The organism is Parasphingorhabdus sp. W113, from assembly GCF_055693205.1.
Map to the genome: position 1 here is coordinate 2740875 of NZ_CM146328.1, position 24480 is coordinate 2765354.

General features: G+C 56.8%; 25 protein-coding genes and 1 pseudogene. 9 read left to right on the plus strand and 17 right to left on the minus strand.

Features of this window, described 5'->3' with window-relative positions:
* Positions 1–78 precede the first annotated feature (78 nt).
* The gene (locus ACZ1GS_RS13230; RefSeq protein ID WP_472695646.1) at positions 79–2166 is read right to left on the minus strand and encodes a M56 family metallopeptidase; all 2088 of its coding nucleotides are present in this window, start codon (positions 2164–2166) and stop codon (positions 79–81) included.
* Positions 2163–2531 (minus strand): BlaI/MecI/CopY family transcriptional regulator, encoded by a 369-nt coding sequence (locus ACZ1GS_RS13235; protein ID WP_472695647.1) that lies wholly within the window; start codon positions 2529–2531, stop codon positions 2163–2165. The genes ACZ1GS_RS13230 and ACZ1GS_RS13235 overlap by 4 nt, the downstream gene beginning before the upstream one ends.
* A 433-nt stretch (positions 2532–2964) precedes the next feature.
* Here ACZ1GS_RS13235 and ACZ1GS_RS13240 point away from each other — a divergent pair, with 433 nt between their 5' ends.
* Positions 2965–3405 (plus strand): YidH family protein, encoded by a 441-nt coding sequence (locus ACZ1GS_RS13240; protein ID WP_472695648.1) that lies wholly within the window; start codon positions 2965–2967, stop codon positions 3403–3405.
* Between the two features lie 30 nt (positions 3406–3435).
* Here ACZ1GS_RS13240 and grxD read toward each other — a convergent pair whose 3' ends face one another.
* The 7 genes from grxD to leuC form a co-directional block, all read right to left on the minus strand.
* Positions 3436–3771 (minus strand): Grx4 family monothiol glutaredoxin, encoded by a 336-nt coding sequence (gene grxD / locus ACZ1GS_RS13245; RefSeq protein WP_472695649.1) that lies wholly within the window; start codon positions 3769–3771, stop codon positions 3436–3438.
* 23 nt (positions 3772–3794) lie between these two features.
* Complete coding sequence (locus ACZ1GS_RS13250; protein WP_472695650.1) at positions 3795–4028, minus strand: BolA/IbaG family iron-sulfur metabolism protein; 234 nt, start codon at positions 4026–4028, stop codon at positions 3795–3797.
* A gap of 11 nt (positions 4029–4039) precedes the next feature.
* On the minus strand, positions 4040–4366 hold the full coding sequence (locus ACZ1GS_RS13255; RefSeq protein WP_472695651.1) for a DUF1476 domain-containing protein: 327 nt from the start codon (positions 4364–4366) through the stop codon (positions 4040–4042).
* An 86-nt stretch (positions 4367–4452) separates the two neighbouring features.
* Positions 4453–5454, minus strand: a complete 1002-nt coding sequence (locus ACZ1GS_RS13260; protein WP_472695652.1) for an NADPH:quinone oxidoreductase family protein — start codon at positions 5452–5454, stop codon at positions 4453–4455.
* Between the two features lie 51 nt (positions 5455–5505).
* Positions 5506–6099 carry a 3-isopropylmalate dehydratase small subunit gene (gene leuD, locus ACZ1GS_RS13265; RefSeq protein ID WP_472695653.1) on the minus strand — a complete coding sequence of 198 codons (594 nt, stop codon included), beginning with the start codon at positions 6097–6099 and terminating at the stop codon, positions 5506–5508.
* Positions 6096–6350 carry a hypothetical protein gene (locus ACZ1GS_RS13270; RefSeq protein WP_472695654.1) on the minus strand — a complete coding sequence of 85 codons (255 nt, stop codon included), beginning with the start codon at positions 6348–6350 and terminating at the stop codon, positions 6096–6098. Before ACZ1GS_RS13270 ends, leuD begins: the two co-directional genes overlap by 4 nt.
* A 10-nt stretch (positions 6351–6360) precedes the next feature.
* Positions 6361–7791 carry a 3-isopropylmalate dehydratase large subunit gene (leuC, locus tag ACZ1GS_RS13275; RefSeq protein WP_472695655.1) on the minus strand — a complete coding sequence of 477 codons (1431 nt, stop codon included), beginning with the start codon at positions 7789–7791 and terminating at the stop codon, positions 6361–6363.
* Between the two features lie 72 nt (positions 7792–7863).
* Between leuC and ACZ1GS_RS13280 the strand changes: the two genes are divergently transcribed.
* Together ACZ1GS_RS13280 and ACZ1GS_RS13285 are read left to right on the plus strand one after the other, a co-directional pair.
* Entirely contained in the window at positions 7864–8709 is an 846-nt protein-coding gene (locus ACZ1GS_RS13280) for a hypothetical protein (protein WP_472695656.1), read from the plus strand.
* A complete protein-coding gene (locus tag ACZ1GS_RS13285; RefSeq protein WP_472695657.1) occupies positions 8706–9227 on the plus strand; it encodes a sterol desaturase family protein in 522 nt (173 codons plus the stop codon). The genes ACZ1GS_RS13280 and ACZ1GS_RS13285 overlap by 4 nt, the downstream gene beginning before the upstream one ends.
* Here the strand turns inward: ACZ1GS_RS13285 and ACZ1GS_RS13290 are convergent.
* The 5 genes from ACZ1GS_RS13290 to ACZ1GS_RS13310 all read right to left on the minus strand — a co-directional run bounded on the left by ACZ1GS_RS13290 (position 9202) and on the right by ACZ1GS_RS13310 (position 14083).
* On the minus strand, positions 9202–10008 hold the full coding sequence (locus ACZ1GS_RS13290) for a DMT family transporter (RefSeq protein ID WP_472695658.1): 807 nt from the start codon (positions 10006–10008) through the stop codon (positions 9202–9204). The genes ACZ1GS_RS13285 and ACZ1GS_RS13290 overlap by 26 nt on opposite strands.
* Positions 10009–10103: 95 nt before the next feature.
* Positions 10104–10736: a glutathione S-transferase family protein gene (locus tag ACZ1GS_RS13295; protein ID WP_472695659.1), complete on the minus strand. Its 633-nt coding sequence runs from the start codon at positions 10734–10736 to the stop codon at positions 10104–10106.
* A 74-nt stretch (positions 10737–10810) separates the two neighbouring features.
* Entirely contained in the window at positions 10811–12328 is a 1518-nt protein-coding gene (locus ACZ1GS_RS13300) for a SulP family inorganic anion transporter (RefSeq protein WP_472695660.1), read from the minus strand.
* A gap of 109 nt (positions 12329–12437) precedes the next feature.
* Entirely contained in the window at positions 12438–13124 is a 687-nt protein-coding gene (locus tag ACZ1GS_RS13305) for a glutathione S-transferase (protein WP_472695661.1), read from the minus strand.
* On the minus strand, positions 13121–14083 hold the full coding sequence (locus tag ACZ1GS_RS13310; RefSeq protein WP_472695662.1) for an NAD-dependent epimerase/dehydratase family protein: 963 nt from the start codon (positions 14081–14083) through the stop codon (positions 13121–13123). Before ACZ1GS_RS13310 ends, ACZ1GS_RS13305 begins: the two co-directional genes overlap by 4 nt.
* Before the next feature lie 105 nt (positions 14084–14188).
* On the opposite strand from ACZ1GS_RS13310, the gene ACZ1GS_RS13315 reads away from it, so the two are divergent.
* From ACZ1GS_RS13315 to ACZ1GS_RS13325, 3 genes are all read left to right on the plus strand, one after another.
* On the plus strand, positions 14189–15235 hold the full coding sequence (locus ACZ1GS_RS13315) for a quinone-dependent dihydroorotate dehydrogenase (RefSeq protein WP_472695663.1): 1047 nt from the start codon (positions 14189–14191) through the stop codon (positions 15233–15235).
* 144 nt (positions 15236–15379) lie between these two features.
* Positions 15380–17086 (plus strand): gamma-glutamyltransferase, encoded by a 1707-nt coding sequence (gene ggt, locus ACZ1GS_RS13320; RefSeq protein ID WP_472695664.1) that lies wholly within the window; start codon positions 15380–15382, stop codon positions 17084–17086.
* Between the two features lie 202 nt (positions 17087–17288).
* Positions 17289–19046, plus strand: coding sequence for an AMP-dependent synthetase/ligase (locus tag ACZ1GS_RS13325; protein WP_472698139.1), 1758 nt, complete (start codon positions 17289–17291; stop codon positions 19044–19046).
* A 30-nt stretch (positions 19047–19076) separates the two neighbouring features.
* Here the strand turns inward: ACZ1GS_RS13325 and ACZ1GS_RS13330 are convergent, their stop codons facing one another.
* Positions 19077–19502 (minus strand): hypothetical protein, encoded by a 426-nt coding sequence (locus ACZ1GS_RS13330; protein WP_472695665.1) that lies wholly within the window; start codon positions 19500–19502, stop codon positions 19077–19079.
* Between the two features lie 72 nt (positions 19503–19574).
* Complete coding sequence (gloB, locus tag ACZ1GS_RS13335; protein ID WP_472695666.1) at positions 19575–20297, minus strand: hydroxyacylglutathione hydrolase; 723 nt, start codon at positions 20295–20297, stop codon at positions 19575–19577.
* Positions 20298–21011: 714 nt separating this feature from the next.
* Here gloB and ACZ1GS_RS13340 point away from each other — a divergent pair.
* The 3 genes and pseudogenes from ACZ1GS_RS13340 to ACZ1GS_RS13350 all read left to right on the plus strand — a co-directional run.
* Positions 21012–21535, plus strand: a pseudogene (locus tag ACZ1GS_RS13340) (7TM diverse intracellular signaling domain-containing protein); the annotation flags it as partial.
* A 63-nt stretch (positions 21536–21598) separates the two neighbouring features.
* Positions 21599–22183: a GGDEF domain-containing protein gene (locus ACZ1GS_RS13345; protein WP_472698140.1), complete on the plus strand. Its 585-nt coding sequence runs from the start codon at positions 21599–21601 to the stop codon at positions 22181–22183.
* A gap of 173 nt (positions 22184–22356) precedes the next feature.
* Positions 22357–23991 (plus strand): sensor domain-containing diguanylate cyclase, encoded by a 1635-nt coding sequence (locus tag ACZ1GS_RS13350; RefSeq protein WP_472695667.1) that lies wholly within the window; start codon positions 22357–22359, stop codon positions 23989–23991.
* 12 nt (positions 23992–24003) lie between these two features.
* On the opposite strand, the gene ACZ1GS_RS13355 is transcribed toward ACZ1GS_RS13350, so the two are convergent.
* Positions 24004–24444, minus strand: a complete 441-nt coding sequence (locus ACZ1GS_RS13355) for a VOC family protein (RefSeq protein WP_472695668.1) — start codon at positions 24442–24444, stop codon at positions 24004–24006.
* Positions 24445–24480 lie beyond the last annotated feature (36 nt).

Sequence of the window (24480 nt, forward strand, 5' to 3'; positions counted from 1 at the left end):
GCTAGGCCCCCGGAAAAAAACGGGAGCAGCCCAATGAAGCGCTGCCCCCGATTCAGTGACGATAGGTTTGTCTGTTGATCAGGTCATTGAAAGCTGGGCTTTCAGCTCCTTGATATCCCGGTCATAGGCTTTCAATTTGCGCAGATGGTCGGCATCCTTGCTGTTGCATTTTGCGGCTTTGGCCCGGGTTTTTTCCAGCCCTTCCAGCGCGACGCGGAGCAGCGCTTTCTGGTCGACATGGCCGATATGGTTTGGATTGAACTTGGCTTCTTTGCAACCGGCAACAATAGCGAAAGCCTGACTTTGACTGACGTCCTGTTGCGGACCACCGAAAGCAATCGCCTTGTTCATCGCCAGACAATCCGGTTTTGATTTGGTGACCTTGACCCGGAAATTGGGCTTGAATGCGATTTGGGACACTTCCCAGATTCGCGCCGCCACGCTTTTCGCTTCCCGCCGTTCTTCGCGCGCTTCGTGGTCCGCTTCTATCGCTTCGCGTTGTGCTTCGCGGGCCTCTCTCAGGGCTTCCCGCTGCGCTTCACGAGCTTCAAGCATCGCTTCCCGAACCGCGGCACGGGATTCCCGCTCCGCTTCCTGGCGTGCCTGTTCAACTTCGCGTTCAACCTGCCTCATCTCGCGGCGCCATTCTTCTTTTTCCATCCGCGCTTCCCGGATGGATTCGCGGACTTCACGGCGCGCTTCTTCGGCCTCGAGGCGCGATTCTTCCGCCTTTTTTACCATTTTCTCAACCTGCTTCTGGCTGAGAGCCTTGTTGGTTCTCAAAACGACGGTCCGGCCATTATGCTTCACGCGATAGACATGCTCCCGGCCCTCTTTGCGGACCTTTTGCCAATCTTTCTCGCCATTCAGCATGGTGATATTCACATTGTCATCCCAGGATTCCGGCGCCGGTGGTACGGGCGGTACCGGGGCCACGGGCGGAACCGGCGCCACTGGGGCGCTGATCTTCTTGGGCTTGGGCGTCATTTTTTTCAGGCGTTTGGCAATAGCCTTGTCGCCGAGCTTCTGATCGGAGCGGAATTCAAAGCTGCCGCGGTCATTCTCAACCCGGTATTTATAGCCATCCGCCACTTTCTTGGCGATAACCACGCCATTGCGCCCGACATCAATCGTCTGACCACCCGTGCGGATTTGAACCCCGTCACGGCCGCCAACGTCAATCGCCGTGCCACGACTGGCGTGATCCTGGGCATCATGAGGATGCGCTTCCGCTTCCTCGGCATAGGTAATGGTCGCCGTCAGTGGCAAAGCAATCACCGTACCAGCCCCGACCATCAGTGCGCCGAGGCGTTTACGAAAAGCGGATTTCTGACTTTGGCCCAGCAATTTCAGACGCGATTTGATCTTGTTTTTCTGATTGAGCGGGCTGGCCAGTCCAAGCTTGTGACCGGACACCGACTTGGCAATCGTACGGCCATAGACGGCCCGCACTTCGCGGCCGCCTTTCTGCAGGATGCGGGCGTCGCAGGCGGCTTCCTGATCCTGGCGGAATGCCACCCAGGCATACCAGGCGACCGGGTTGAACCAGTGCAGGGACAGAATCAGCAATCCGATAAAGTTCGCCGCCAGATCTCCGGATTCGTGATGGGCAATCTCATGTTCGAGCGCGAGTTCCCGCTCGCGGGGCGCGAAATCGCGAAAGAAATTGGTCGGCACCGCAATATATTTTTTGAACAATCCAAACGCCAGCGGGCCACCGACGGCAGCCGTCTCGAGAATTTTGATATTGCCGTGGCGCCCAACCAGTCGGCCATCTGCAACAATGTCTTCGCGAAACTGGAAATAGGCCGCCAACTTGCTGATGAACAACATACCGGCGCCCCCAAGCCAGACAACGAGCAAGATCATCAGCCAGTCAACCGATGCCAGGGCACCAAGGCTGAATTGTTCGACCGGTGCAGCGGCGGCCAGGCCGGACAAAGGACTTTCATAAACGGCTGGCGCAACCGCAGCCGCATCTGCAACCGGTTGCGGAGGGGGCGCTTTCAGCGTCAGGGAAGGCATGAACAGCCGCGCCAGCGGCAGGGCCCACAGCAAATAGGCAATATGCGCACCGAAAAAATGCTGGACCGGTTTGCGGATCATCAGCACCAGTGCCATGAGCAGTGTCATCGACACCATCGTGTCCATCATCCAATCGGTCATGCTTTCAACTCCCTCAAAAGCTCTTCAATTTCCCGGATATCATCGTCACTCAATTCATCCGCTTCCGCGAGATGCGCGACCAAGGGGGTGACCTTGCCGCCGAACAGGCGATCGACAAATTTTCTCGAAACGCCAGCAAGATAGATATCCCGATCTACCAAGGGAGAATAAAGAAACCGGCGCCCGTCGCGCTCGGTACCGAGCACCGCTTTGGCGGCCAATCTCGACAAGAGGGTTTTGACAGTCTGCAGAGACCAGCCTTTGGCATCCGCCACTTGATCCGCGACTTCCGTCGCGGTCAGCGGCGACTGTTTCCACAGCACTTCCATGATTTCATGTTCGGCGTCACTGATGCGCTCTACCATGACCTAGCCATCCTTTAACCCTCCAGCTCAGACCAACGTCTGACTACAGTTGTAGTTCTATCGACTACAGATGTAAATATAGAATTTTACATTTGGTTGGATCCCAGGGGCAGCGCCGCCACCAATCCGCGCCCAAATCCGATCGCAATTGTCGAAATTATTTACAATTCCCAACAGGTTAACAAGGCTGAAACCAACTAAGTCTTTGAGAAATCATATGATCGAAAAACTGGCACGGCGGATGCAAAGCTATGGATGTTCCTATTGTTTCACACCCATGAAACGCAGAAATGAGGGGGACGGCGTACTGGTCTCCGCGGTCCCCTCTCATTAAAAATTGACTATGACACACCCACCCAAAAAGCGGCTCGAACAGATTGTTCGGGCCGTTTTTGATTCCGCTGGCACAATGCGGCGGTTGGTGTAAGTTCCGATGGAACAGCGTTCGGGAACCAGCCGCAACATGAGCGACAACCAGAAAGACAGCAACGATCTCGCCGAAGACCGGACCGATCTTGCCGAAGAGCGAACCGACTGGGCAGAAGATCGCACAGTCCTGGCCAATGAACGCACCTTTGCTGGCTGGATGCGGACCGGTCTGGCGGCCGTTGGCATTGGTCTTGGCTTCAACGCCCTGTTTGGAAAATTGCAGCCCTTCTGGCTACCCCGCGCCATTGCGACGATGTTCATCGCCATCGGGATCGGCATATTCTATCTTGCCCAGCGCAACGGGTGCCGGGTTCAGGACCGGCTGAGCGCGCATGATGCCACGCCGATGAAGGGCATGAATCTGCGCCTGATCGCCGGATGCATGGCGTTCGGGAGCCTCAGTCTCGCGATTGGAATGTGGCTGATCGAGATACCGGACAGCTAGGCCGACCGGATCAATGTCGTGGGGTGCGGCTCAGGTCGCCGCTGGTGCGACCTTCTTTTCAGCCATCAATTCCCCGAGTTCGCCAGCTTCATACATTTCCATCATGATGTCGCTGCCGCCGATAAACTCTCCTTTGACATAAAGCTGCGGAATGGTTGGCCAGTCGGAAAATTCCTTGATGCCCTGCCGGATTTCCATGTCCTGCAACACATCTACCGATTCAAAAGCCACACCAAGATGCTCAAGAATGGCAACCGATTTGCTCGAGAAACCGCATTGGGGGAAAAGCGGCGTACCCTTCATGAACAGGACAACATCATTGGATGTGACCATTGAATCAATCTTTGCATGTACCGTGTCACTCATCTTCATTCTCCTTGTACGGGCGGTTATTCCGGAACACCGGTGGTCAGTTGCAGTGCATGCAATTCGCCGCCCATTTTGCCTTTGAGCGCTGCATAGACAGCGCGCTGCTGATTCACCCGATTCATGCCGGCAAAAGCCGACGACAGCACTTTCGCTGCGTAATGATCGCCATCGCCAGCGAGATCCTGGATCTCGACCGTTGCGTCCGGAAACGCGTCCAGAATCATCGCCTTGATGTCGTCGCTTGCCATGGGCATGGTTTTAAATCCTATTCGGCTTGTTCGATAAACTGCCGGCGCGCTTCGACCATCTTGTCGGACAGCGCCGTACGAATGCCGGCATCGTCAATGTCAACGCCGGCGGAGGTCAAATCGCCCAACAGCTTGCGAATAACGTCCTCGTCGCCCGCTTCTTCGAAGTCCGCCTGAACGACCGCCTTGGCATAGGCATCGGTCTCTTCATCCGTCAGGCCCATTTTTTCGGCAGCCCATTCACCGACCAGACGATTGCGCCGTGCGGTAACCTTGAACTGCATTTCCTCATCGCGCGCATATTTATTCTCGAACGCTTTTTCACGATCTTCAAAACCGGCCATAATATTCCCTTACTGGACCAATTGTCCTTCAATCTCTGCACGTAAAATAGGCACTGTTATCAATACCCACAAGAGCCCGAACCGACTCAATCGGCAACTTTTACCACAAGTTTGCCGATTGCACCGCGATCAGCCATTTTCTGGATCGCCTTGCCGGCATCGGCAAAGGCGAACGTCTCAGACACCCGCGGTTGAATCATGCCCTGCCCCCACAGCTTGAACAGCCGGTTGATATGCGACCGGTTGGCAGCCGGCTCGCGCATCGCGAATGCCCCCCAGAAAACGCCGCAGACGTCACAGGACTTCAGCAGGGTGAGATTCAGCGGCAGCTTCGCAATACCGGCTGGGAAACCGACCACCAAAAAGCGGCCTTCCCAGGCAATCGAGCGGACCGCCGGTTCGCTGTAATCACCGCCAACGGCATCATAGACAATGTTGGCGCCATTTGGACCAACCGCCGCCTTGAATTGGGCCGCCAGGGCCTTGGATTGATCCTTGTCAAATGGAGCGCGCTCGTAAACCACCGTTTCATCGGCGCCAGCCGCCTTCGCAAAAGCCGCCTTTTCTTCCGAAGAAACGGCTGCCACAACCCGGGCGCCAAAGGCTTTGCCGAGCTCTACTGCCGCGATACCGACACCACCGGAGGCGCCAAGCACCAACAGCGTATCGCCCTCCTTGATATGACCCCGATCGACCAAAGCATGAATGGACGTGCCATAGGTCAGGATGAGAGCGGAGGCGTCTTCGAAACTGACGCTATCCGGAATCTTGAAAACACTGTTGCTGTCGACAGCCACCTTTTCGACAAGACCGCCATGGCCGGTAGTCGAGGCCACCCGATCGCCGACTTTAAAGTCCGTCACGCCTTCGCCAACCTCGGCGATTACCCCGGCGACTTCTCCGCCTGGCGCGAATGGCCGGGGCGGCTTGAACTGGTACATGTCCTGAATGATCAGAACATCCGGATAGTTGATGGAGCAGGCTTTGACATCAATGACCACCTGGCCTTTGCCGGCTGAGGGTGCGTCCACCTCCAGCATTTCGAGACTGTCGGGACCCCCAACTTTTGTGGACATCAATGCTTTCATATTTTTCCCTTCCCAGAAAAACCAATTCCGTCAGAACAAATCCCAGATTGATCAGGCAGAAACCGGACGGTGCCATGGCTGACCAGAATCAGTCCGCCGTTCATGCGCATCTATGGCATCGGATTTTGCCATTGTCAGGTCTATTTCATCGAGACCGTTCATCAGGCACTCGTGTCGAAAGGCATCCATTTTAAAAGCAAAGCGATCCTGAAACGGAGTGGTTACGCTCATGCTCTCCATATCGACGGTTATCGGATCGGTTTTCGCAACCTCCATCAACCGATCAATGGCGGCTTGCGGCAAAGCAATCGCAAGCAATCCATTTTTGAACGCGTTGCCGGAAAATATGTCCGAAAAACTGGGTGCGATAATCGCCTTTATGCCCATGTCGTCCAACGCCCAGGCCGCATGTTCCCGGCTCGATCCACAGCCAAAATTATCACCCGCAATCAGAATAGAAGCGCCTGCATATTCGGGATCGTCAAATATATTGCCGGGTTGCGCCCGCACCGATTCAAAGGCGCCCTTCCCCAGTCCATCGCGGGACACGGTTTTGAGCCATTCTGCCGAAATAATGACATCGGTATCGACATTTTTCTGGCCAAACGGAATCGCCCGCCCTTCAACCTGACTGACCGGCTTCATGCCGCGCCCTCGTCGTCCGGATCATCCTCCGGTTCATTTTCATAGCGGGTTCCCGACGTCGGTCCGGCAGACCGGAATTCATCCATTTTGCGCATCTTGTGACGCCCGGCATAGATCAATGCTGCGGCGACTGCAGCGGAGCCCACGGCGGCACCCACTTTTGCCCCGGTTGACCATTTTCCCTTTTTGTCTCCTGCGGCATTTTTTTCATCATCCGCCGGCGTTTTGGGATCGTCTGTCTTTTTTGTCATATTCTCAGCCTTATTCTATCAATTCGCGGACATCGGTCAGCTTGCCGGTCACCGCCGCGGCGGCAGCCATTGCAGGAGACATCAGATGGGTTCTTGCCCCCGGACCCTGCCGCCCGACAAAATTCCGATTGGATGTCGAGGCGCAGCGTTCGCCCGATGGCACCTTGTCGGGATTCATTCCGAGACAGGCGGAACAGCCTGGCTCACGCCATTCAAATCCGGAATCAACGAAAATTCTGTCCAACCCTTCTGCTTCGGCCTGCGCCTTTACCAGACCGGAGCCGGGCACGACAATGGCCCATTTCACGCCATCCGCCTTTTTGCGACCGTCGAGAACCGCCGCTGCGGCGCGCAGATCTTCGATCCGGCTGTTAGTGCAGCTGCCGATGAAGATATTTTCAACCGCGACATCCCGGAGCGCCTGTCCGGGTTCCAGCCCCATATAGTCCAGCGCCTTGCGCGCCGCGTCCTGTTTCGACGCATCAGCAAAACTTTCGGGTGCCGGCACGACACCCGTCACCGGCACAACATCTTCGGGACTGGTGCCCCAGCTGACGGTCGGCGCGACATCGGCTGCGTTGATCGTCACGCTCTTGTCAAACCGCGCGCCATCATCCGTATGTAGCGTTTGCCAATAAGCCAGTGCGGCATCCCAATCCGCGCCTTGCGGTGCCATTGGACGCCCTTTCAAATAGGCAAAGGTCTTCTCATCCGGAGCGATCAATCCGGCCCGCGCACCTGCTTCGATCGACATGTTAGATACAGTCAGGCGACCTTCGATCGACATCTGCTCAAACACCGCCCCGCGATATTCGATGACCGAACCCGTACCCCCGGCCGTTCCAATGACACCGATAATATGCAGGATCAGATCCTTCGGGCTGACATTAGGTGCGAGTGCCCCTTCAACCCGTATTTCCATGGATTTGGAGCGCGTCAGCTGCAGCGTCTGGGTGGCGAGGACATGTTCGACCTCGCTGGTGCCGATCCCGAAAGCCAGGGCACCCAGCGCCCCATGGGCGGCGGTGTGGCTGTCTCCGCAGACCAGAGTCGTTCCCGGCAAGGTAAAGCCCTGTTCCGGACCAATTACATGCACGATGCCCTGGTTGATATCGCTGGCACCGATATATTTGATGCCGAAAGCCGGCGCATTGGCTTCCAATGCCTCGAGCTGCGCAGCGCTCTGCGGATCGGCGATCGGAATTTTGTTCCCTGCCGCGTCAACCCGCGCCGTCGTTGGCAGATTATGATCAGGCACCGCCAATGTCAGGTCGGGACGCCGCACCTTCCGGCCCGCCTTGCGCAACCCTTCAAAGGCCTGAGGACTCGTCACTTCATGGACAAGGTGGCGATCGATATAAATCAGGGCGGTGCCATCATCGCGCTGGTCGACGACATGCGCGTCCCAGATTTTCTCGTAGAGGGTTTTTGCTTCGGTCATAAGTTCCTGACTTCCAATATAGGCTTTCGTTTAGCCGGATCAAACTTTGGCGCAAGATAGAATAGGCTTCAAATGCCGACCAAGAGTGACTATCTTCGCACCATGACCATTTATCGCGCCCTGGTTACCTGTGCCCTGATCCTGTTTAGCACTCCGGCATTTGCGGAAACATCTGATTTTCCTGATGCGGACAAGGCGGCTCTTCAACTGGCGCTCAACAGAGGTCTGGACCTGCACCGCCATGATCAGGCTGCATGGCATACCACCGACACGATGCGTGAAGATGTTCCCGATTTGCAGAATAGTGGCATCCGTGGCTGGGTTGTTACCAAAACCGAAGCCGGATGGCTGGTTACATTCTGGCGGCCGGACGGCGAAACATATGCGGGCGTCTATTCGGCAGTCTGGGGGTCCGGGCAAGTCAGCAATCGTTCCGTGTTATCAGGGGACAGCGCCCGCCTGAACACACAGCAGATTCAGCTTATTGAGGCCAAGCAACTGATCAATGGCTATGAGGTCCTGCGGTGCAGCGACTCTCCTTTCAATACCGTCATTTTGCCGCCGGCTACGGCTGATGATCCCATTCTTGTCTACTTCCTGACTCCCCAGACCAGCAATGATGCCATTCCGTTGGGCGGTCATCACCGGTTCTCGGTGAAAGACGGCAAGGTTGTGAACCAGAAAGCGTTCACCAAGAGCTGTATTGATCTGACGTTGAAGGACGACCAAGAAAAAGGCGAGCCCGAAGCCCTGCTGATTACGCATTTGCTCGATCCGGTTCCGACGGAAATTCACATATTCTCGGTATTTGCCGCCCGTAAGCCGATCTATGTCAGCACCACCCAGAACAAGAAATTATGGGCTGCAGAGGTTAGTAGTGGGCAACCCCGAGTGCGCCTGATAGATCTCGACCGATGAGTATGTTTGCCATCATTGCGACTGTCCTAGCCTCCGTTATCGCAATGGAGTTTATCGCCTGGGCGAGCCACAAATATATTATGCATGGCTTTGGCTGGGCCTGGCATCGCGATCATCACGAGCCCCATGACAACAGGCTGGAAAAAAATGATCTTTACGGAATTGTCGGCGCTGTCATGAGCATATCGATGTTCATCATCGGCAGTCCGCTGATCATGGGCGCGCGCTATTGGGAGCCTGGGACATGGGTAGGCCTGGGGATCCTCTTTTACGGCATCATCTACACGCTTATCCACGACGGTCTGGTGCATCAGCGCTATTTCAAATATGTGCCGAAACGCGGCTATGCCAAGCGCCTGGTGCAAGCGCACAAGCTGCATCATGCGACGATTGGCAAGGAGGGCGGCGTCAGTTTCGGCTTTGTCTTTGCCCGCGATCCAGCGAAGTTGAAGGCTGAACTGAAGGTCCAGCGGGAGGCTGGCAAAGCCGTTGTCAGGGATTCTGTCGGCGCGGCTTAAAACCATTCCATTTGAACATCGTCAACCCAATGCCAGCGAAAATCATCGCGCTGCCGATGAAAAATCGCGTCGTCAACGTTTCGCCGAGCAACAGCACTCCGCCCAATGCGGCGATGGCGGGGACCGATAGTTGCGATGCGGCCGCGGTACTGACGGATAATCGGGGCAGAACCGCATACCAGGTGATATAGCCGAGCGCCGAAGTTATCGTCCCCGATATTACGGCCAGCCCGATCCCGGTCGGGTGAACCTGACCACCGTCAGCGAGGAAAGGAACAAGCAGCAAGCAGAGCAAAGCAGCGCCGACAAAATTCCGGGTGGTGGCGAGCGCTGGTCGGGCGGCGCCTTTTCCGGCCCAGCTGTAAAACCCCCAAGACAGGCCCGCCAGCGCCATGATCAGCCCGGCGACCAGCGGCGGCGCGGTCTCTCCCGGTGCCAGAAAAACCGCCAGGCCGGCAATCGCCAGTAACAGGCCGATCCATTGCACCGCGGTCGGATAGATACCACGCGCAATGCCGATCATCTGCAAACTGAGCTGCCCTGCGGGAAACAGGATCAGCGCCCCGATCGCAGCGTCAAGCGACACATAGGCAAAAGAGAAACTGACGGCATAAACGAACAGCGCCGCAGCCGGCACCAGCGTATCGCGGCGTGGCACCACGGCTACACCATGGCGCAGACCCAGCAGCAGACCCAGAAATAGTGCGCCGGAAATCAGACGGATAGCGGTGAAGCTTGCCCAGTCAATCGAGTTTTCCGCCAATGCCGCGCGATTGAGCAAACTGTTTCCGGCAAAAGCGCACAGCGTTGTTACGAGCAGAACAGCCGTCAGCAGTCGCCCGCCCGCGCGGTCTCGCGCCGGATCCGCAAACGGCACTAGCCCGCGAGCGTTGGTACGACCGGGCCACCCAGTTCAATGGCTTTCTTATAGGCCGGCCGCGCCATCATCCGCTTGCCATAATCCATCGCTGCGGGACGGTTGGCGAGCATGCCCGCCGCGGTCGCCAATTCGATGACATAGCTGATGTTGATATCCGCTCCGGTAAAGCCGTCGCCGACCAGAAATTCGCGATTGTCTAGATGATGTTCGACATAGTCGAGCAGCTTGACCACCTCGCCTTCGACAAAGGGCGCATAGCCTTCGCCCAGGCCGCCGAACCGCGGAGCGAGCATTTGCACGATCACCGGGTTGGCCAGGGTTCCTTCTGCAAAATGCAGCCATTCGAGATATTCCGCGCGGTCTTTGGAGCCCGGTGCCGGAGCCAGCTTCCCATCGCCATATTGCTCCAGAATATACTCAATGATGGCGCCCGATTCCATCATCAAGTGGCCGTCAATGATCGCCGTGGGCGCTTTGGCCAGCGGGTGGATGGCGGCCAGATCCGCCTGCGCGCGCATCGTTTCAGGATGGCGTTGATGGCGCACCATTTCATATTCAACGCCCAGCTCCTCCAGCAGCCAGATAATCCGGGTGGAACGGCTATATTCGAGATGGTGCAGTTTGATCATGGGATGTGCCTTTGATTGGAAGTCGAATCAGGGGTTTATCCCACCATAGACTGGTTTTCTCAAAGCTGCGAAAACTAATGTCCGATGACCCCCAAACTTTCAAATGGTCGGTCATTCTCGCTATATTTTTCCACCAGGGTGGCGCTGGCTTCGTTGAGCCCGATCAGGTCCACGGTCTTGCCTTCATTCTTCAGCCGTTCGACAATCTTGTCGAGAATACCCGTCGCGGAAATATCCCAGAAATGGGCATCGTGCACATCGATGATCACATGCTCGATACCGTCTTCGTTAAATTCCATCGCCTCGTAGAGCATGTCGACCGAACCGAAGAAAATCTGACCGCCAAAGACATAGCGGTGGGTGGTCACTTCGACAAAGTCCTGAATCGTCACCAGCTGGCGCACTTTCCAGGCGAAGAAAATGCCCGACAGCAAGACCCCGGTCAGCACCCCGATCGACAGATCATGGGTTACCACCACCATGACCACGGTGGCGATCATGACAAAATTGGATGGCCAGGGGTGATGGGTGATTTCGGTGAAGCTCTGCCAGCGAAACGTGCTGATCGACACAAAAATCATCACCGCAACCAGCGCCGGCATCGGAATCTGTGCGACCAGCGGTCCGAGACCGACGATCAGGACAATCAGCATGACACCCGCCACGAACGTCGACAATCGGCGACTGCCGCCGGATTTGATGTTGATCACCGATTGACCGATCATCGCACAGCCGCCCATGCCGCCGATCCAGCCGGTGACAAAATTGGCAATGCCCTGTCCGTAGGTTTCCCGCTTCTTGTCGCTGCGGGTTTCGGTCATGTCATCGACAATTGACGCGGTCAGCAGGGATTCGAGCAATCCGACCGCCGCCATCGCCAGCGAATAAGGCGCGATAATCTGCAGCGTTTCCCAGGTAATCGGGATTTGCGGAATATGGATCCACGGCAGGCTATCGGGCAGTTCGCCCATATCGCCAACGGTTGAAACATTGAACTCCACGCCCAAATAATATTCAAGAAACCCAGTAAGATACATGCTGAATGCCGCGAGCACGACTATCGCGGCGAGCGGTGATGGAATCCAGGTGGTGAGCTTGGGAAGACCATAAATAATCGCGAGCCCCGCTGCGACCATCGCATAGGTCTGCCAGGTAAAAGCTTCCCCGGTCAGCTGTGGCAATTGCGCCATGAAGATCAGGATCGCGAGCGCGTTGACAAAGCCGGTGATCACCGACCGCGAGACAAAGCGCATCAGCAGGTCCAGCCTCAGCAACGCTGCGATCGCCTGGAAAATGCCCATTAAGATGGTTGCCGCGAACAGATATTCGGGCCCGTGATCGCGCACCAACGGCACCACGAGAACGGCTACCGCAGCAGTCGCAGCACTGATCATGCCGGGCCGTCCGCCAATCATCGAAATGATGACGGCAATTGAGAAACTGGCGTAGAGACCGACCCGGGGGTCGACACCGGCGATAATCGCGAAACCGATCGCTTCCGGGATCAGCGCGAGCGCCACGACCAGTCCGGCGAGAAATTCGCTCTTCGGATTGGACAGCCAGTCGCGTTTAAAATCGCTATGAATCGCCATGAACAGGCCCCCGCCTTTTGCTATGAGAATTGCTGCAATGCAGCATTGAACCGAGCCCGCCTTTGAACGATGGCGCGATGCTAATCAACCGCAAATGTCTCCAATACGGTCACCCTGCGGCGCGGAAGTCATCGGTGACGGTTGCCGTCGCGGCAATCTCCTCTTCATGACCGATCTCGCGATGGGGCTCTGCCAAGGCTTCGGCTTCCCACGCCTGCATCGCAGGATGGGCGATGATATGATCGACCCAGTCCCGCCCCGGCTTCCCAATATCGAGGTCAAAACTGCGCACCCGATAGGCCACTGGCGCGTAAAAGGCATCGACCGCGGTAAGCTGCGCCCCTGCCAGCCATGGCCCGCCAAAGCGGTCGCGGCCTTGGGCAAATAATTCGCCGATCCGGTCGATATTCCGCTGTAAAGGCGTGTCGATCGCGTGCAATTGCGCGCGCACGCCGATATTCATCGGACATTGGTTGCGCAGCGGCCCAAAGCCGCCATGCATTTCCGCCGCGGCGCAGCGCGCCCAGGCCCGGGCGGCCTCGTCTGCGGGCCAAACGCCAGGATGACGCTCTGCGAGATATTCCATGATCGCCAGCGAATCCCAGATCGTCCGGTCACCATCTTTCAGACAGGGCACCTGGGCATTGGGCGCGAAGGCGCGAAACCGTTCGTAATTTTCGGCTTCGAACAGGACAATGTCATTCGCAAAAGGAATTTCAAGCGCCGACATCAGGATCCAGGGGCGCAACGACCAGCTGGAGTAGTTGCGATTGGCGGTTATCAATGTGTAGCTCATGCGGTCTCCTTGGGCGATATATTGCTTGCGTCGTGGTGAAAGGGCAGTGCGTGTCCTCCGGCCAGAGCTCTGAGCACCGAAGCAAAATCAGTTTGGGGACGAAAACCCAGCAACCGTTCCGCTTTGGAAGGATCATAGACGCGATCAATATGGTCCGGCAGCACCCAGTCTTGCTGCGCGTAAAGATCTGCCGCTTCCGGAAAATAGCGCGCGATCAGCTCCGGCAGCCGCGCAATCAGGTCTGTCGCGTCATCGCGCCCGAACGGCGGTGGCGCCGAGAGAATGAAGGTTTCGCATCCCTGGCCTCCGATATTTTCCAGCGCAGCGATATGGGCGTCCGCCGCATCTTCCACGGTCAGCCGGCGGTTGAGAAACTCGTTCGCCTTGAGATTGGGGCCGCTAGGGAAATTATGCGTATCATCCTCTGCCGGAAAGAACCGGCCGGTCCGCAATATGGCAATATCCAGGCCGCGCTGAACGGCATAGAGGCGGCATAAATGCTCGGCCGCCAATTTGGTCACACCATAGATGTTTCGCGGCCTCAGCGGACCGAATTCTTCATCCAGCCAATAAGCTTGCGTCGCGCCGCCCGATTTCCCGGCGCGGACATCGGCCGAGATCATCAGCGATGTGGTCGATGTGAAAATGAACCGGTCATGCCCAGCTTTGGCAGCGGCTTCGAGCAGATTCATCGTGCCGGTGATATTGACGTCGACAAAGGCTTGGGGGGGATAACGCACAATGTCGGGTTTGTGCAGCGCCCCCGCATGGACAATAGCGGCGATATCATGGTCGCGCATGACTTGATCAACGACGGCCAGGTCGGCGACGCTGCCGACAATGTCCGTGCAAGTGCCGGGTGCCACATCGAGGCCTATGGTTTCATACCCTTTGGCTTGCAATCGCGGGCACAGAAACCGTCCCAGCCATCCCGAAGATCCCGTCACTAAGATTGCCATAGTCATTCCCTTGGTCATCGACCCGGTCATCAGGGCCCTTGGATCGCAATCTGTCTAGCGTGCTTTTGCATTGCCGAAAACCCGGCGCGATGTCATAGGCGCCGCATGATTTACGATCTCGCTCGCCCGTTCATTTTTGCGCTCGAAGCGGAAAAGGCCCATGGCCTGACCATTGCCGGGCTCAAGGCGCTCCCGCTGGGCCCCGCACCCAAAAGCGATCCGGTTCTCGCCACCACCGTGGCGGGTCTGGATTTTGCCAATCCGATCGGCATGGCGCCGGGATTTGACAAAAATGGAGAAGTGCCCGACGCGCTCATCCGGATGGGCTTCGGCTTCGCGGAAGTCGGGACGCTGACCCCGCGGCCACAATCCGGCAATCCGAAACCCCGGATTTTCCGCCTGCCGACTGACAAGGCCGTGATCAATCGTCTGGGCTTCAACAATGACGGTCAGGACAAGGCCATGCCCCGGCTGCAACGGATGCGGGGTCGCATGGGCCAGGGTGTGCTCGGCATCAATATCGGCGCGAACAAGGATAGCGATGACCGGATTGCCGACTATGTCACCGGCGTGCGCAATATGGCGCCGCTGGCCGATTATCTGACGGTCAACATATCCTCCCCCAACACGCCGGGTTTGCGGGCCTTGCAGGACAAGAAAGCGCTCGAAGATCTGCTGGGTGCGGTCATGGAGGCCCGCGGTTCACAAACCGTTCCGGTATTCCTGAAAGTTGCCCCCGATCTGGAACCGGCCGATATTGACGATATTGTCGCAGTGACAAAAGCGCAGCAGATTGAGGCGTTGATTGTATCAAACACAACAATTACCCGGCCTTCCTTACAGTCCTCCAACCGCGATGAAACCGGTGGGCTTTCGGGAGCGCCGCTGAAAGATCTGGCCTTGCAACGGCTCAAGGATTTCCGCTCCGCCAGCGGCGGGACCATAGCCTTGATCGGTGTCGGCGGGATCGCCAATGCAGCAGACGCCTATGAAAGAATCCGGGCAGGCGCATCACTGGTCCAGCTATACACCGCTATGATCTATGAAGGTCCGATCATGGCGCGCAAAATGGCTTGCGAACTGGCGCGGCTGCTGAAGCAGGACGGATTTGCATCGCTGGCCGAAGCTGTGGGTTCGGGCACCAGACCATAGTTGCTCTTGGAAACCAGATGGTTATCCGGTAGCTCTGTTTTCGCAGTATTGAATTTGAGATGTCAGCACCAGCTGAACGACCGAGATCAGCGCTGCAAAATTTGTCACCAACGGATTTTTCCCAACCGGGTAGCGCGTAAAACCATGAAAAAATTCCTCACTTTCCTGTCGATCCTGATCCTCATCCCGTTCACCTCTGCGGCGCATGCACAAAATGCCGGCACCGCCGCCTCTGCCCATCCGGAGGCAACCAAGGCTGGCTTTGAAATATTGCAGGCCGGCGGATCGGCAACCGATGCGGCTATGGCGATGATGCTGGCGCTGACGGTTGTGGAACCGCAGTCCAGTGGCATTGGCGGTGGCGGCTTCCTGCTCCACCATGATGCAAAAAGCGGGTGGATGGAAACGGTTGACGGACGTGAAATGGCCCCGGCCGCGGCGCGCGCAGACCGGTTTCTCGATGAAAATGGCAAACCATTGCGATTCTTCGCGGCAGCTCCGGGCGGCAAGTCCGTCGGCATCCCCGGCAATATGCGGCTGATGGAAAAGGCCCACAAGAAATGGGGCAAGCTGCCATGGGCCCGACTATTCGACCCCGCGATCAGGCTCGCGGAACAAGGCTATGCGGTCAGTCCCCCGCAATATGACTGGATGAAAAGGCTTGAAAAGCTCTGGGTGAATTTCCCGGAGATGCAGAAACTCTATTGGCGCAACGGCGCGCCGGCGCCGCGCGGCACGATCATCAAGAACCCGGAACTGGGTGCCTTGCTGCGCGAATTGCAGGCGGAAGGCGCAGATGCCTTCTATTCAGGTGAAACCGTCACAGCGATCACCGCTGCGGTCGCCAACGCACCGCGCAATCCGTCAGAACTGACCCAGCAGGATTTTGACAATTATCGCGCCATTGTGCGCCAGCCAGTCTGCTCGACCTATCGTGAATATCGGATTTGCGGCATGGGTCCCCCATCATCCGGCGCAACCACGGTGCTTCAGATACTCGGCTCGATCGAGAAATTCGACATGGGCGCGCTTTATGCCAAGGAACCCGCCAAGGCCTGGCATGTCATTGGCGAAGCCATGCGTCTGGCTTATGCCGACCGCGAAAAATATCTCGCAGATCAGGATTTTGTCGCGGTTCCGGTTGCCGGTCTGATCGACAAGCAATATCTCGCCAGCCGGTCGCAGATGATTGCCCTGCAACGCGCGCGGCCGCAATTGCCGGGGATCGAGACCTATCCCGCAGGCAATCCGCCTGGCGCCCTGCCCCGCACCGCGGCGATTTCTTCTGAAGTCGCCGGGACGACCCATTTCACCGCCGTCGACAGCGAGGGCAATATTGCCAATATGACCTCCACGGTCGAAGGCCCATTTGGTAGCCAGCTGCTCGCCCGGGGGATGGTCCTCAACAACGAACTGACCGACTTTACCTTCGCGCCCGAAAAAGACGGTGCTCCGGTGGCCAACCGGGTGCAGCCCGGCAAGCGGCCGCTGTCATCCATGTCGCCGACCATTGTCTATAATGCGGATGGCGAACCGATCTTGGCTCTCGGATCTGCTGGCGGCAAACGGATTATCATGCATGTCGCCAAATCGCTGATCGGAGTTCTCGACTATGGATTGCCGTTGAAAGACGCGATGGCGCTGCCGAATATCTATTTCGGCGGCGACGGACTGCTGATCGAAAATGGCAGTGCCCTGATTCCATTGCAGCAAGATCTCGCCCGCATGGGCCATCTGGTTGTCACTTCCAATTTGCCATCGAAATTGGCCGGTGCCCAGAAAACCGAAAAAGGCTGGGTCGGCGCGGTTGATCCGCGCAGCACCGGCGAAGCGGTCAGCGAGCTGCCATAATATCATTATCATCCAGAAGGCGGCCAGACTGTCAGGCCAATCGCAAAATATTTGCCCCTGTTGGCCAACCACGCTAGCCTGTTTCTGGATATAGGGGACTGACCGACAAACGGTCAGATCGCACGGGAGAGTGAAGCACAGTGTCGGCAAAAAAACTAGCGAGCGCTATCTCGAATTTGATGGCTTTGACAATCTGGTATCGATGTTTTTCCAGCGCGCTCGTGAAGGCGGCGATGCGCCGTTTCTGAGCGCAAAAATTGACGGCGAATGGCGGGCGACAAGCTGGGCGGAGGCCGCGCGCCAGGTGGCCGCACTGGCCAAGTCGTTCAAGAAAATCGGCCTGAAACCCGGCGACCGTATCATGCTGGTGGCCGATAATTGTCCGCAATGGTGTATCGCCGATCTGGCGATCATGGCCGCCGGATGCATCACGGTCCCGACCTACACGACCAACACCCCGAATGATCACCAGCATATTCTCGACAATAGCGGCGCGCGGGCGGTGATTGTTTCCAACCAGAAGCTGGCCCAGAATCTGGTGCCGGCCGTCATCAGTTCCTCTGATGCCGAAATCGTGATCGGCATGTCCGACTTGCGCATCGGCCAGACCGGCGATTTCGCGATCCATAACTGGAATGATCTGGTCCAGGGTGATGACCAGGATGTCGCGGATATCACCAAGCAGGCCGAGGCCTTCACCCGCGATGATGTTGCCTGTATCATCTATACCAGCGGAACCGGCGGCAAACCCCGCGGTGTGATGCAGCATCACGGTGCAATCCTGCACAATGTTAAAGGCCCGAGCGAGGTTATCGAAAATGATTTCGGCTGGGATGACGAGGTCTTTCTGTCCTTTCTCCCGCTCAGCCACGCCTACGAGCACAGTGCCGGCCAGTTTTTCCCGATCGGACTGGGCGCACAAATCTATTATTCCGAAGGCCTCGAGAAACTGGCCGGCAATATCGAAGATGTCCGGCCAACCATCATGGTGGTGGTGCCGCGCCTGTTTGAAGTCTTGCGCCAGCGGTTGATCAAAACGGTTGAGAAACAGGGCAAGATGCCGCGATATCTGCTCGGCAAGGCGCTGGCAATTGGCGAGCGCGAGGCTGACGGGAAAAAGCGGAAGCGCGACAAGCCGATGGAATTGTTCCTCAATCGCACTTTGCGTCCCAAGGTTCAAAAGCGCTTTGGCGGCCGGATCAAGGCGATGGTATCCGGCGGCGCGCCGCTAAATCCCGATATTGGCGTGTTCTTTCAATCGCTCGGACTGACGCTTTTGCAAGGCTATGGCCAAACCGAATCCGGGCCGATTATCGCCTGTAACCGGCCGCGTACGGGTCTCAAAATGGATACCGTCGGCCCGCCGATGATCGATACCGAAGTGCGGATTGCCGATGACGGCGAAATTCTGGTGCGCGGTGAGCTGGTGATGAAAGGCTATTGGCGCAACCAGGCCGAAACCGATCGCGTGATCAAGGATGGCTGGCTGCATACCGGCGACATCGGCCTGATCGACGAGGCGGGACGGGTGGCCATTACCGACCGCAAAAAGGATCTGATTGTCAACGACAAGGGCGAGAATGTCGCGCCCCAGAAAGTCGAGGGCATGCTAACCTTGCAGCCCGAAATTTTGCAGGCGATGATCGCCGGAGACAAGCGGCCTTATATGGTGGGATTGATCGTACCCGATCCCGAATGGGCGCTCGAATGGTCGCGCCAGGAAGGCATGGCTTATGACTTTCTCAAGCTCCAGGCCAATCCGCAATTCAAATCCGCGGTCAGCAAGGCGGTGGATCGGGTCAACAAAAACCTGTCGGTGACGGAAAAAGTCCGCCGGTTTGAATTTGCCGACGAACCCTTTGCCATAGAAAATGAAGAATTGACGCCAAGCATGAAAATTCGGCGCCATGTCATTCGCGAACGCTATCAGGACCGGCTGAACAGCCTGTATAAGAAATAGTCCGGCAAACGTACGGAACAATCAACGGGCTCAGGAGCCCGAGGCGTCATCCTTGGTATAAGGCACGAAGGAACTGAACGAGCAGCTGTCGACAAACGCGCCGCTGTTGAAATCCTTCACCTCGGCAATTTCACCGCGGCACAAATTGCCGTGCGACCGGCGCGTCACCAAGGCATAGCGATCGACGTTCCGGCAGCCGCCATAAGGCTCGTTGACATAGATGGTCTTGGCATTGCGGCTGCGGCTGTAAACCAGATATTTGTCCCCGACGACGGTCATATTGTCCTGATCAAACCGGGTGATGCAGCTGACCGGTTTCCCGGCAGTCCGGCCGGTTACCAGCTTGTCAAATTTTGCCTGTTCTTTTTCGCTGAGCTTGACTTCATTGGTACCGCTTTGCACCGCGGGTGCGGCGAGCAGCAAGGCCATTGGCAGAGCCATAAACAATTTACGCATGACGAGTCTCCTCTAGATGCCCCCATCCATGTAACCGTATATCATAAAAAGCGAAAAAACCGAAACCAGCGTCTAGAAATTGTCTTTCGCGGTTCGTCTTTCGGCCAGTTGTTCAACGGACTTGGCCCGCATGAAGGGGTTGGTTGCGGTTTCCAGTCCAATGGTTGTCGGCACGGTTGCTTCGCCCTTTTGGCGGGCAGCCAGCACGTCATCCATCCGGTCTTTCAACGCGATATTATCAGGCTCGGCGACCAGCGCATATTCGCCATTTGCCTGGGTATATTCATGCGCGCAATACACCTTGGTATTGGCCGGCAGCTGCTCCAGTTTGCGCATATTGTCATACATCTGCGCCGCGGTTCCCTCGAACAAACGGCCGCAGCCCATGGCAAACAGGGTATCACCGACAAACACCACCTGTTCCTCTGCGATATGGAACGCAATATGGCCCGCGGTATGCGCGGGCACATCGATAACCGTCGCGGTGACGTCGCCCAGATGCACGGTGTCGCCTTCCTTGACCAGACGATCGAGAGTCGGGATCCGGGCCTGCTCGGCCTCGGGCCCGGTAATGTGGCAACCGGTCGCTTCCTTTATCGCGGCATTGCCGCCGGTATGATCCGGGTGCCAATGGGTGTTCCAGATCTGAGTGATAGCCCATCCCCGGCTCTCGGCTTCGGCAATCACCGGATCGGCAACAGCGGGATCCACCACCATGGTCTCTTTTGAGGCGGGTTCGTGAACGAGCCAGACATAATTGTCGGACAAAACGGGAATACGGATAATTTCTAGCATAGCGCCAATGGTAAGCATCAACGCCACCGCTGTCGATAGCCAAGAATCGTCTCATTTTCCGCCTATTTTTTCGACTATTTTCAATGTGTTGATAGTTAACCGCCCGATAACTGTTTTACCTTATGAGACATCGTTTGATGAGGATCCGCCTCAAGGGAAACCGTTTTGCGCTTTTGGGCCATCATTCTGGCATTTTTCTGCTGCACCGCCCCGGCCCAGGCCAGCGCGCCGCTCGCACATGAATTGTGCACCTATGGCACGGCGCTCGACAGCCGCATCGCCGATGTCGTTGCGGCAAGCGCGCAATTTGACTGTTCCGATGACAAATATGAGTTTGCCGGACCGAAACTATGGGTCAAAATACCCTTCAAGGCCGCCGAAATCCCCCCGGGAATCGTCGAAGTCCAGGGAGACAATAACGGTCTTACGACCATGGCTGTCCACTCCGTGCTCGGCGATGGCACGATCAAGTCGCGCTATTTTACCGAGCAGCAGGTCATCGACAGCTGGCGGCCCAAGGGTCATTATGGGCTGGCAATCCCCGGTTCAGAAGATGCCAGCACGCGCAGCCAGATTGAAACGGTCTATCTGACCATCGATAATCCGCGAGTATCCAGTTCGATCACGTTGATCCAGCTGGAGTCCAAGGCAGATTGGGACAATTTGAAACTGCCGCTTTCCGCCATGTTTGCGCTGCTCTGTGGCATGGCGGCTATGCCGTTTTTCTACAATGCGTTTTTCTACAGCGCGCTGCGATATAGTTTCATGCTCTGGCACAGCGTCATGATTGTCGGCACGGTGGTCTATACTTTCAGTTCGTCGGGATTGATCTTTCTCGTGTTTCCGGATGCCGATCTGACCACGAAATTTCTGTTGAACTACTGGACCTTGGCGATCTCGATCGCTGCCAGCGGCTTTTTCTCGACCGGTTTGTCGAACCCGGAAAAATTGCCGGCTGGCTGCGTCCGATATTGCTGATTTCTGCCGTATTGCCCGTTTTCGTCACGGCCTATCTGTTTCAGACGATCGATGGTTACAGCACCGACATCCGCAACTATTATCACATGTCCTTTGTGCCCTTCCTGCTGGTCGTGCTGTTCACCATGGTCCACGCCTTGCGCCGCGGCAGCAAGGTGATCTGGTTTCAGATCGGTGCCTGGACCCCGATTATCGCGTTCAGCTTTGACCGCATTGCCCGCGGCATGGACCTGTATATCGGGATCCATGAACTGGATTATGGGCTGTACTTTGCGCTTGTGCTCGACACGCTTATTCTCGCTTTCGGTGTCGCGCATCGCATCATGGGCCTGCGCAAGGATCGTGATAACGCGCGTATCCGGCAAAAGGAGCTGCAACTGCTGGCCGAAACCGACGGCCTGACTGGCCTCGCCAATCGCCGAGCGCTGGAACGCACCTTCGCCATCAATGGCCGGACGAAAAACTATAGCCATCTCGCGATGCTGGATATTGACCATTTCAAACAGGTCAATGATGTCTACGGCCATGAAGTGGGTGATCATGTTCTGCGCGCCGTTGGCAGCCAATTGGCGAAGACACCGCATTTTGCAGCGCGTATCGGTGGCGAGGAATTTGTCCTGTTACTCAACCCCGGCGCCTTGTCGAGCGACGGGGAAAACGCCACATCCGAACTGACCCATATTTGCAGCCAGTTGATCACCGCCGTGCATCGGCAGGTTCCCGAAATTCAGCGACCGGTCACTCTGTCGGTTGGCCTGACCACGATCGCAAAACGGGAGCCACTCGCGGCGATATTGGCGGTGGCCGATCGTCGGCTTTACAGCGCCAAGAATAATGGCCGGAACCAGGTGGTCGGCTTTGATCTGTCAAAGCATAAGAAAAACCAAGCCCGAACCGCGACATCCTAACCCGTTCCAAGGTTTTGGTTAACCGAGTTTCAATGCTTCCCTGATAGGCCCGCAGGCTGAAGTGGGGGGATTGGACTGCGTTGCGCATCTTTGTGGCCTTGATGATAATGCTGCTCGGAACGAGTATCGGATATACTGCGCAGGCGGCGGCTCCAGGCGATCGTCTTTGCCTCATGGGAACGCAGAACAACATCCATCTCGACCTCGCCTTGGCCGAAAGAAGCAATTGTAAAATTGGCGGTTTTCCGGTCACCAGCGGCCGTATCTGGGCCTTTGCGGATATCCCGGAAAATTCTGCAACCGACATTCGCTCGACATTGTTGCTGACGCAGTCGGGATTTTCAGAAATCGGTATTTTTGCGCAATATCAGGACGGCATATGGGAAGGATATCGCTATGATGCTAACATCCGGGCCCGCAACTGGCAGGCTGGCGGCCAGTTCCGCGTAGACCTGCCGCGCTCTACCGAACAGCCTGTCGCGATAGCGATTAGCTATGACAATTTGCATATGCCGCAAATCATCCAGCAAACGCGTCTGCTTTCCTCCGCTGAAGCGGACAATCAGCACTACAAGATCAGTCTGCTTTTCGTGCTCTTTTTCGGCATTTTGACGGTTCCGATATTGTACAATATCGTCCTTTATGGTGCCCTGCGGGAACGCTTCATGATCTGGCACGCTCTGGTCGCCAGCTCGTTATTTGTCCATGCCCTGAGCGCGAGCGGATTGATCTATCTGATCTGGCCAGATTTCACTGCTGACGGTCAATATGCCCTGACCCTATGGTCGCTCGCCATCACCGTTCTGGCGGGTGTGATGTTCTGCAGGAGCTATATCGAACCGCAGATATTGCGGCGCTGGGAAGTGCGCGTCTGGTTACTCACCCTGCTGCCCATACTCCTATCAACGCTGCTTTCTACGCTGCCATCCGACATGCTGCGCGCGATGGGTCAACGTTTCTACTTCTGGTCCTTCGTGCCGCTGCTCCTGCTGTTTCCGGTGCTGTTTATCGCAGCCATTTTGCGCGGCAGCCGGGCAGCCCGGTTTCTGGCCTTTGCCTGGACCGCGATATTGCTGGCCGGTGCCGAGCGGATATTGCGGGCCAGCGGGCTTTATGCCGGTTCGGCAGAGCTCGATATGCTGCTCTATTTTGCGCTGGCGATAGAGACGATAGTTGTCGCCGCCGCGCTAGCCGACCGGTTTCTTTCACTGCGCCGGGATCGCGATCGCGCGGATACGCTGTCGTCGGCGATGAAGGATCTGTCGGAAACGGACAGCCTCACCGGCCTCCCCAATCGCCGGGCCATCGAACGCATTTTCCGATGCGATCCCAAGCCGTTTGATGCCATTGCGATGCTCGACATCGACCATTTCAAGGCGATCAACGACACCCACGGGCACCGGGCGGGTGACATGGTATTGCAGGCGATTGGCCAGGTATTGCAATCCGCACCCAATATGATTTGCGGGCGTTATGGCGGAGAAGAGTTTATCCTGTTGCTAAGGGGCGAAAATGCCGGCCAAGTAGCGGAACGCCGGCGGCAAGCCATTAGTTCCAGTGTCGCGCATCTGGTGCCAGGATTACACGCACCAATAACCGCCAGCTGCGGACTGCTTCGGTTTGATGAAAATGATGCACCAGAGGATGACCGGTTCAATCAATTGGTCGAAGGGGCCGACCGATTGCTCTACTCGGCCAAGAAAAGCGGGCGCAACCGGTTGATGACCGGCCGCTTCGGCGCGCAGGCCATCACCCAACCACCGAGCAGCGCACCGCAATGGCTGCAAACGAAAGCCGCGCGCTTCTGAGCGCGGGCAAGACTACCACTCACCAATATTTTCCATCGAGGCCCAGGGTTCCTGCACCGGCAGGTTTTCGCCCGCCTGCAGCAGTTCAACCGATATATTGTCGGGTGATCGCACAAACGCCATATGCCCGTCGCGCGGCGGTCGGTTGATCGTCACGCCGGCATCCATCAGGCTCTGGCAAAGCGCGTAAATATCGTCGACCCGATAGGCGAGATGACCGAAATTCCGGCCGCCATCATATTCTTCGACCGACCCGTCTTCATTGGGCCAGTTATGGGTCAGCTCCACTTCGGCAACGTCTTTTTGCCCCGGCGCAGCGAGAAATATGAGCGAGAACCGGCCTTGCTCGCTATCATAGCGCCGCACTTCTTCGAGGCCCAGCAAACCAAAAAAGCGGATCGTGGCTTCGGGATCGGAAACCCGTAACATGGTGTGAAGATATTGGATCGGCATTGGGGACAAACTCCATTCATCGCTATTCACAAACGG

What these genes read in the sequence shown, in the direction of transcription:
- ACZ1GS_RS13230 (WP_472695646.1), bottom strand. Translation starts at nt 2,166, where the DNA reads ATGACCGATTGGATGATGGACACGATGGTGTCGATGACACTGCTCATG.
- ACZ1GS_RS13235 (WP_472695647.1), bottom strand. Translation starts at nt 2,531, where the DNA reads ATGGTAGAGCGCATCAGTGACGCCGAACATGAAATCATGGAAGTGCTG.
- ACZ1GS_RS13240 (WP_472695648.1), top strand. Translation starts at nt 2,965, where the DNA reads ATGGAACAGCGTTCGGGAACCAGCCGCAACATGAGCGACAACCAGAAA.
- grxD (WP_472695649.1), bottom strand. Translation starts at nt 3,771, where the DNA reads ATGAGTGACACGGTACATGCAAAGATTGATTCAATGGTCACATCCAAT.
- ACZ1GS_RS13250 (WP_472695650.1), bottom strand. Translation starts at nt 4,028, where the DNA reads ATGCCCATGGCAAGCGACGACATCAAGGCGATGATTCTGGACGCGTTT.
- ACZ1GS_RS13255 (WP_472695651.1), bottom strand. Translation starts at nt 4,366, where the DNA reads ATGGCCGGTTTTGAAGATCGTGAAAAAGCGTTCGAGAATAAATATGCG.
- ACZ1GS_RS13260 (WP_472695652.1), bottom strand. Translation starts at nt 5,454, where the DNA reads ATGAAAGCATTGATGTCCACAAAAGTTGGGGGTCCCGACAGTCTCGAA.
- leuD (WP_472695653.1), bottom strand. Translation starts at nt 6,099, where the DNA reads ATGAAGCCGGTCAGTCAGGTTGAAGGGCGGGCGATTCCGTTTGGCCAG.
- ACZ1GS_RS13270 (WP_472695654.1), bottom strand. Translation starts at nt 6,350, where the DNA reads ATGACAAAAAAGACAGACGATCCCAAAACGCCGGCGGATGATGAAAAA.
- leuC (WP_472695655.1), bottom strand. Translation starts at nt 7,791, where the DNA reads ATGACCGAAGCAAAAACCCTCTACGAGAAAATCTGGGACGCGCATGTC.
- ACZ1GS_RS13280 (WP_472695656.1), top strand. Translation starts at nt 7,864, where the DNA reads ATGCCGACCAAGAGTGACTATCTTCGCACCATGACCATTTATCGCGCC.
- ACZ1GS_RS13285 (WP_472695657.1), top strand. Translation starts at nt 8,706, where the DNA reads ATGAGTATGTTTGCCATCATTGCGACTGTCCTAGCCTCCGTTATCGCA.
- ACZ1GS_RS13295 (WP_472695659.1), bottom strand. Translation starts at nt 10,736, where the DNA reads ATGATCAAACTGCACCATCTCGAATATAGCCGTTCCACCCGGATTATC.
- ACZ1GS_RS13300 (WP_472695660.1), bottom strand. Translation starts at nt 12,328, where the DNA reads ATGGCGATTCATAGCGATTTTAAACGCGACTGGCTGTCCAATCCGAAG.
- ACZ1GS_RS13305 (WP_472695661.1), bottom strand. Translation starts at nt 13,124, where the DNA reads ATGAGCTACACATTGATAACCGCCAATCGCAACTACTCCAGCTGGTCG.
- ACZ1GS_RS13310 (WP_472695662.1), bottom strand. Translation starts at nt 14,083, where the DNA reads ATGGCAATCTTAGTGACGGGATCTTCGGGATGGCTGGGACGGTTTCTG.
- ACZ1GS_RS13315 (WP_472695663.1), top strand. Translation starts at nt 14,189, where the DNA reads ATGATTTACGATCTCGCTCGCCCGTTCATTTTTGCGCTCGAAGCGGAA.
- ggt (WP_472695664.1), top strand. Translation starts at nt 15,380, where the DNA reads ATGAAAAAATTCCTCACTTTCCTGTCGATCCTGATCCTCATCCCGTTC.
- ACZ1GS_RS13325 (WP_472698139.1), top strand. Translation starts at nt 17,289, where the DNA reads ATGTTTTTCCAGCGCGCTCGTGAAGGCGGCGATGCGCCGTTTCTGAGC.
- ACZ1GS_RS13330 (WP_472695665.1), bottom strand. Translation starts at nt 19,502, where the DNA reads ATGCGTAAATTGTTTATGGCTCTGCCAATGGCCTTGCTGCTCGCCGCA.
- gloB (WP_472695666.1), bottom strand. Translation starts at nt 20,297, where the DNA reads ATGCTAGAAATTATCCGTATTCCCGTTTTGTCCGACAATTATGTCTGG.
- ACZ1GS_RS13345 (WP_472698140.1), top strand. Translation starts at nt 21,599, where the DNA reads ATGGGCCTGCGCAAGGATCGTGATAACGCGCGTATCCGGCAAAAGGAG.
- ACZ1GS_RS13350 (WP_472695667.1), top strand. Translation starts at nt 22,357, where the DNA reads ATGGGAACGCAGAACAACATCCATCTCGACCTCGCCTTGGCCGAAAGA.
- ACZ1GS_RS13355 (WP_472695668.1), bottom strand. Translation starts at nt 24,444, where the DNA reads ATGCCGATCCAATATCTTCACACCATGTTACGGGTTTCCGATCCCGAA.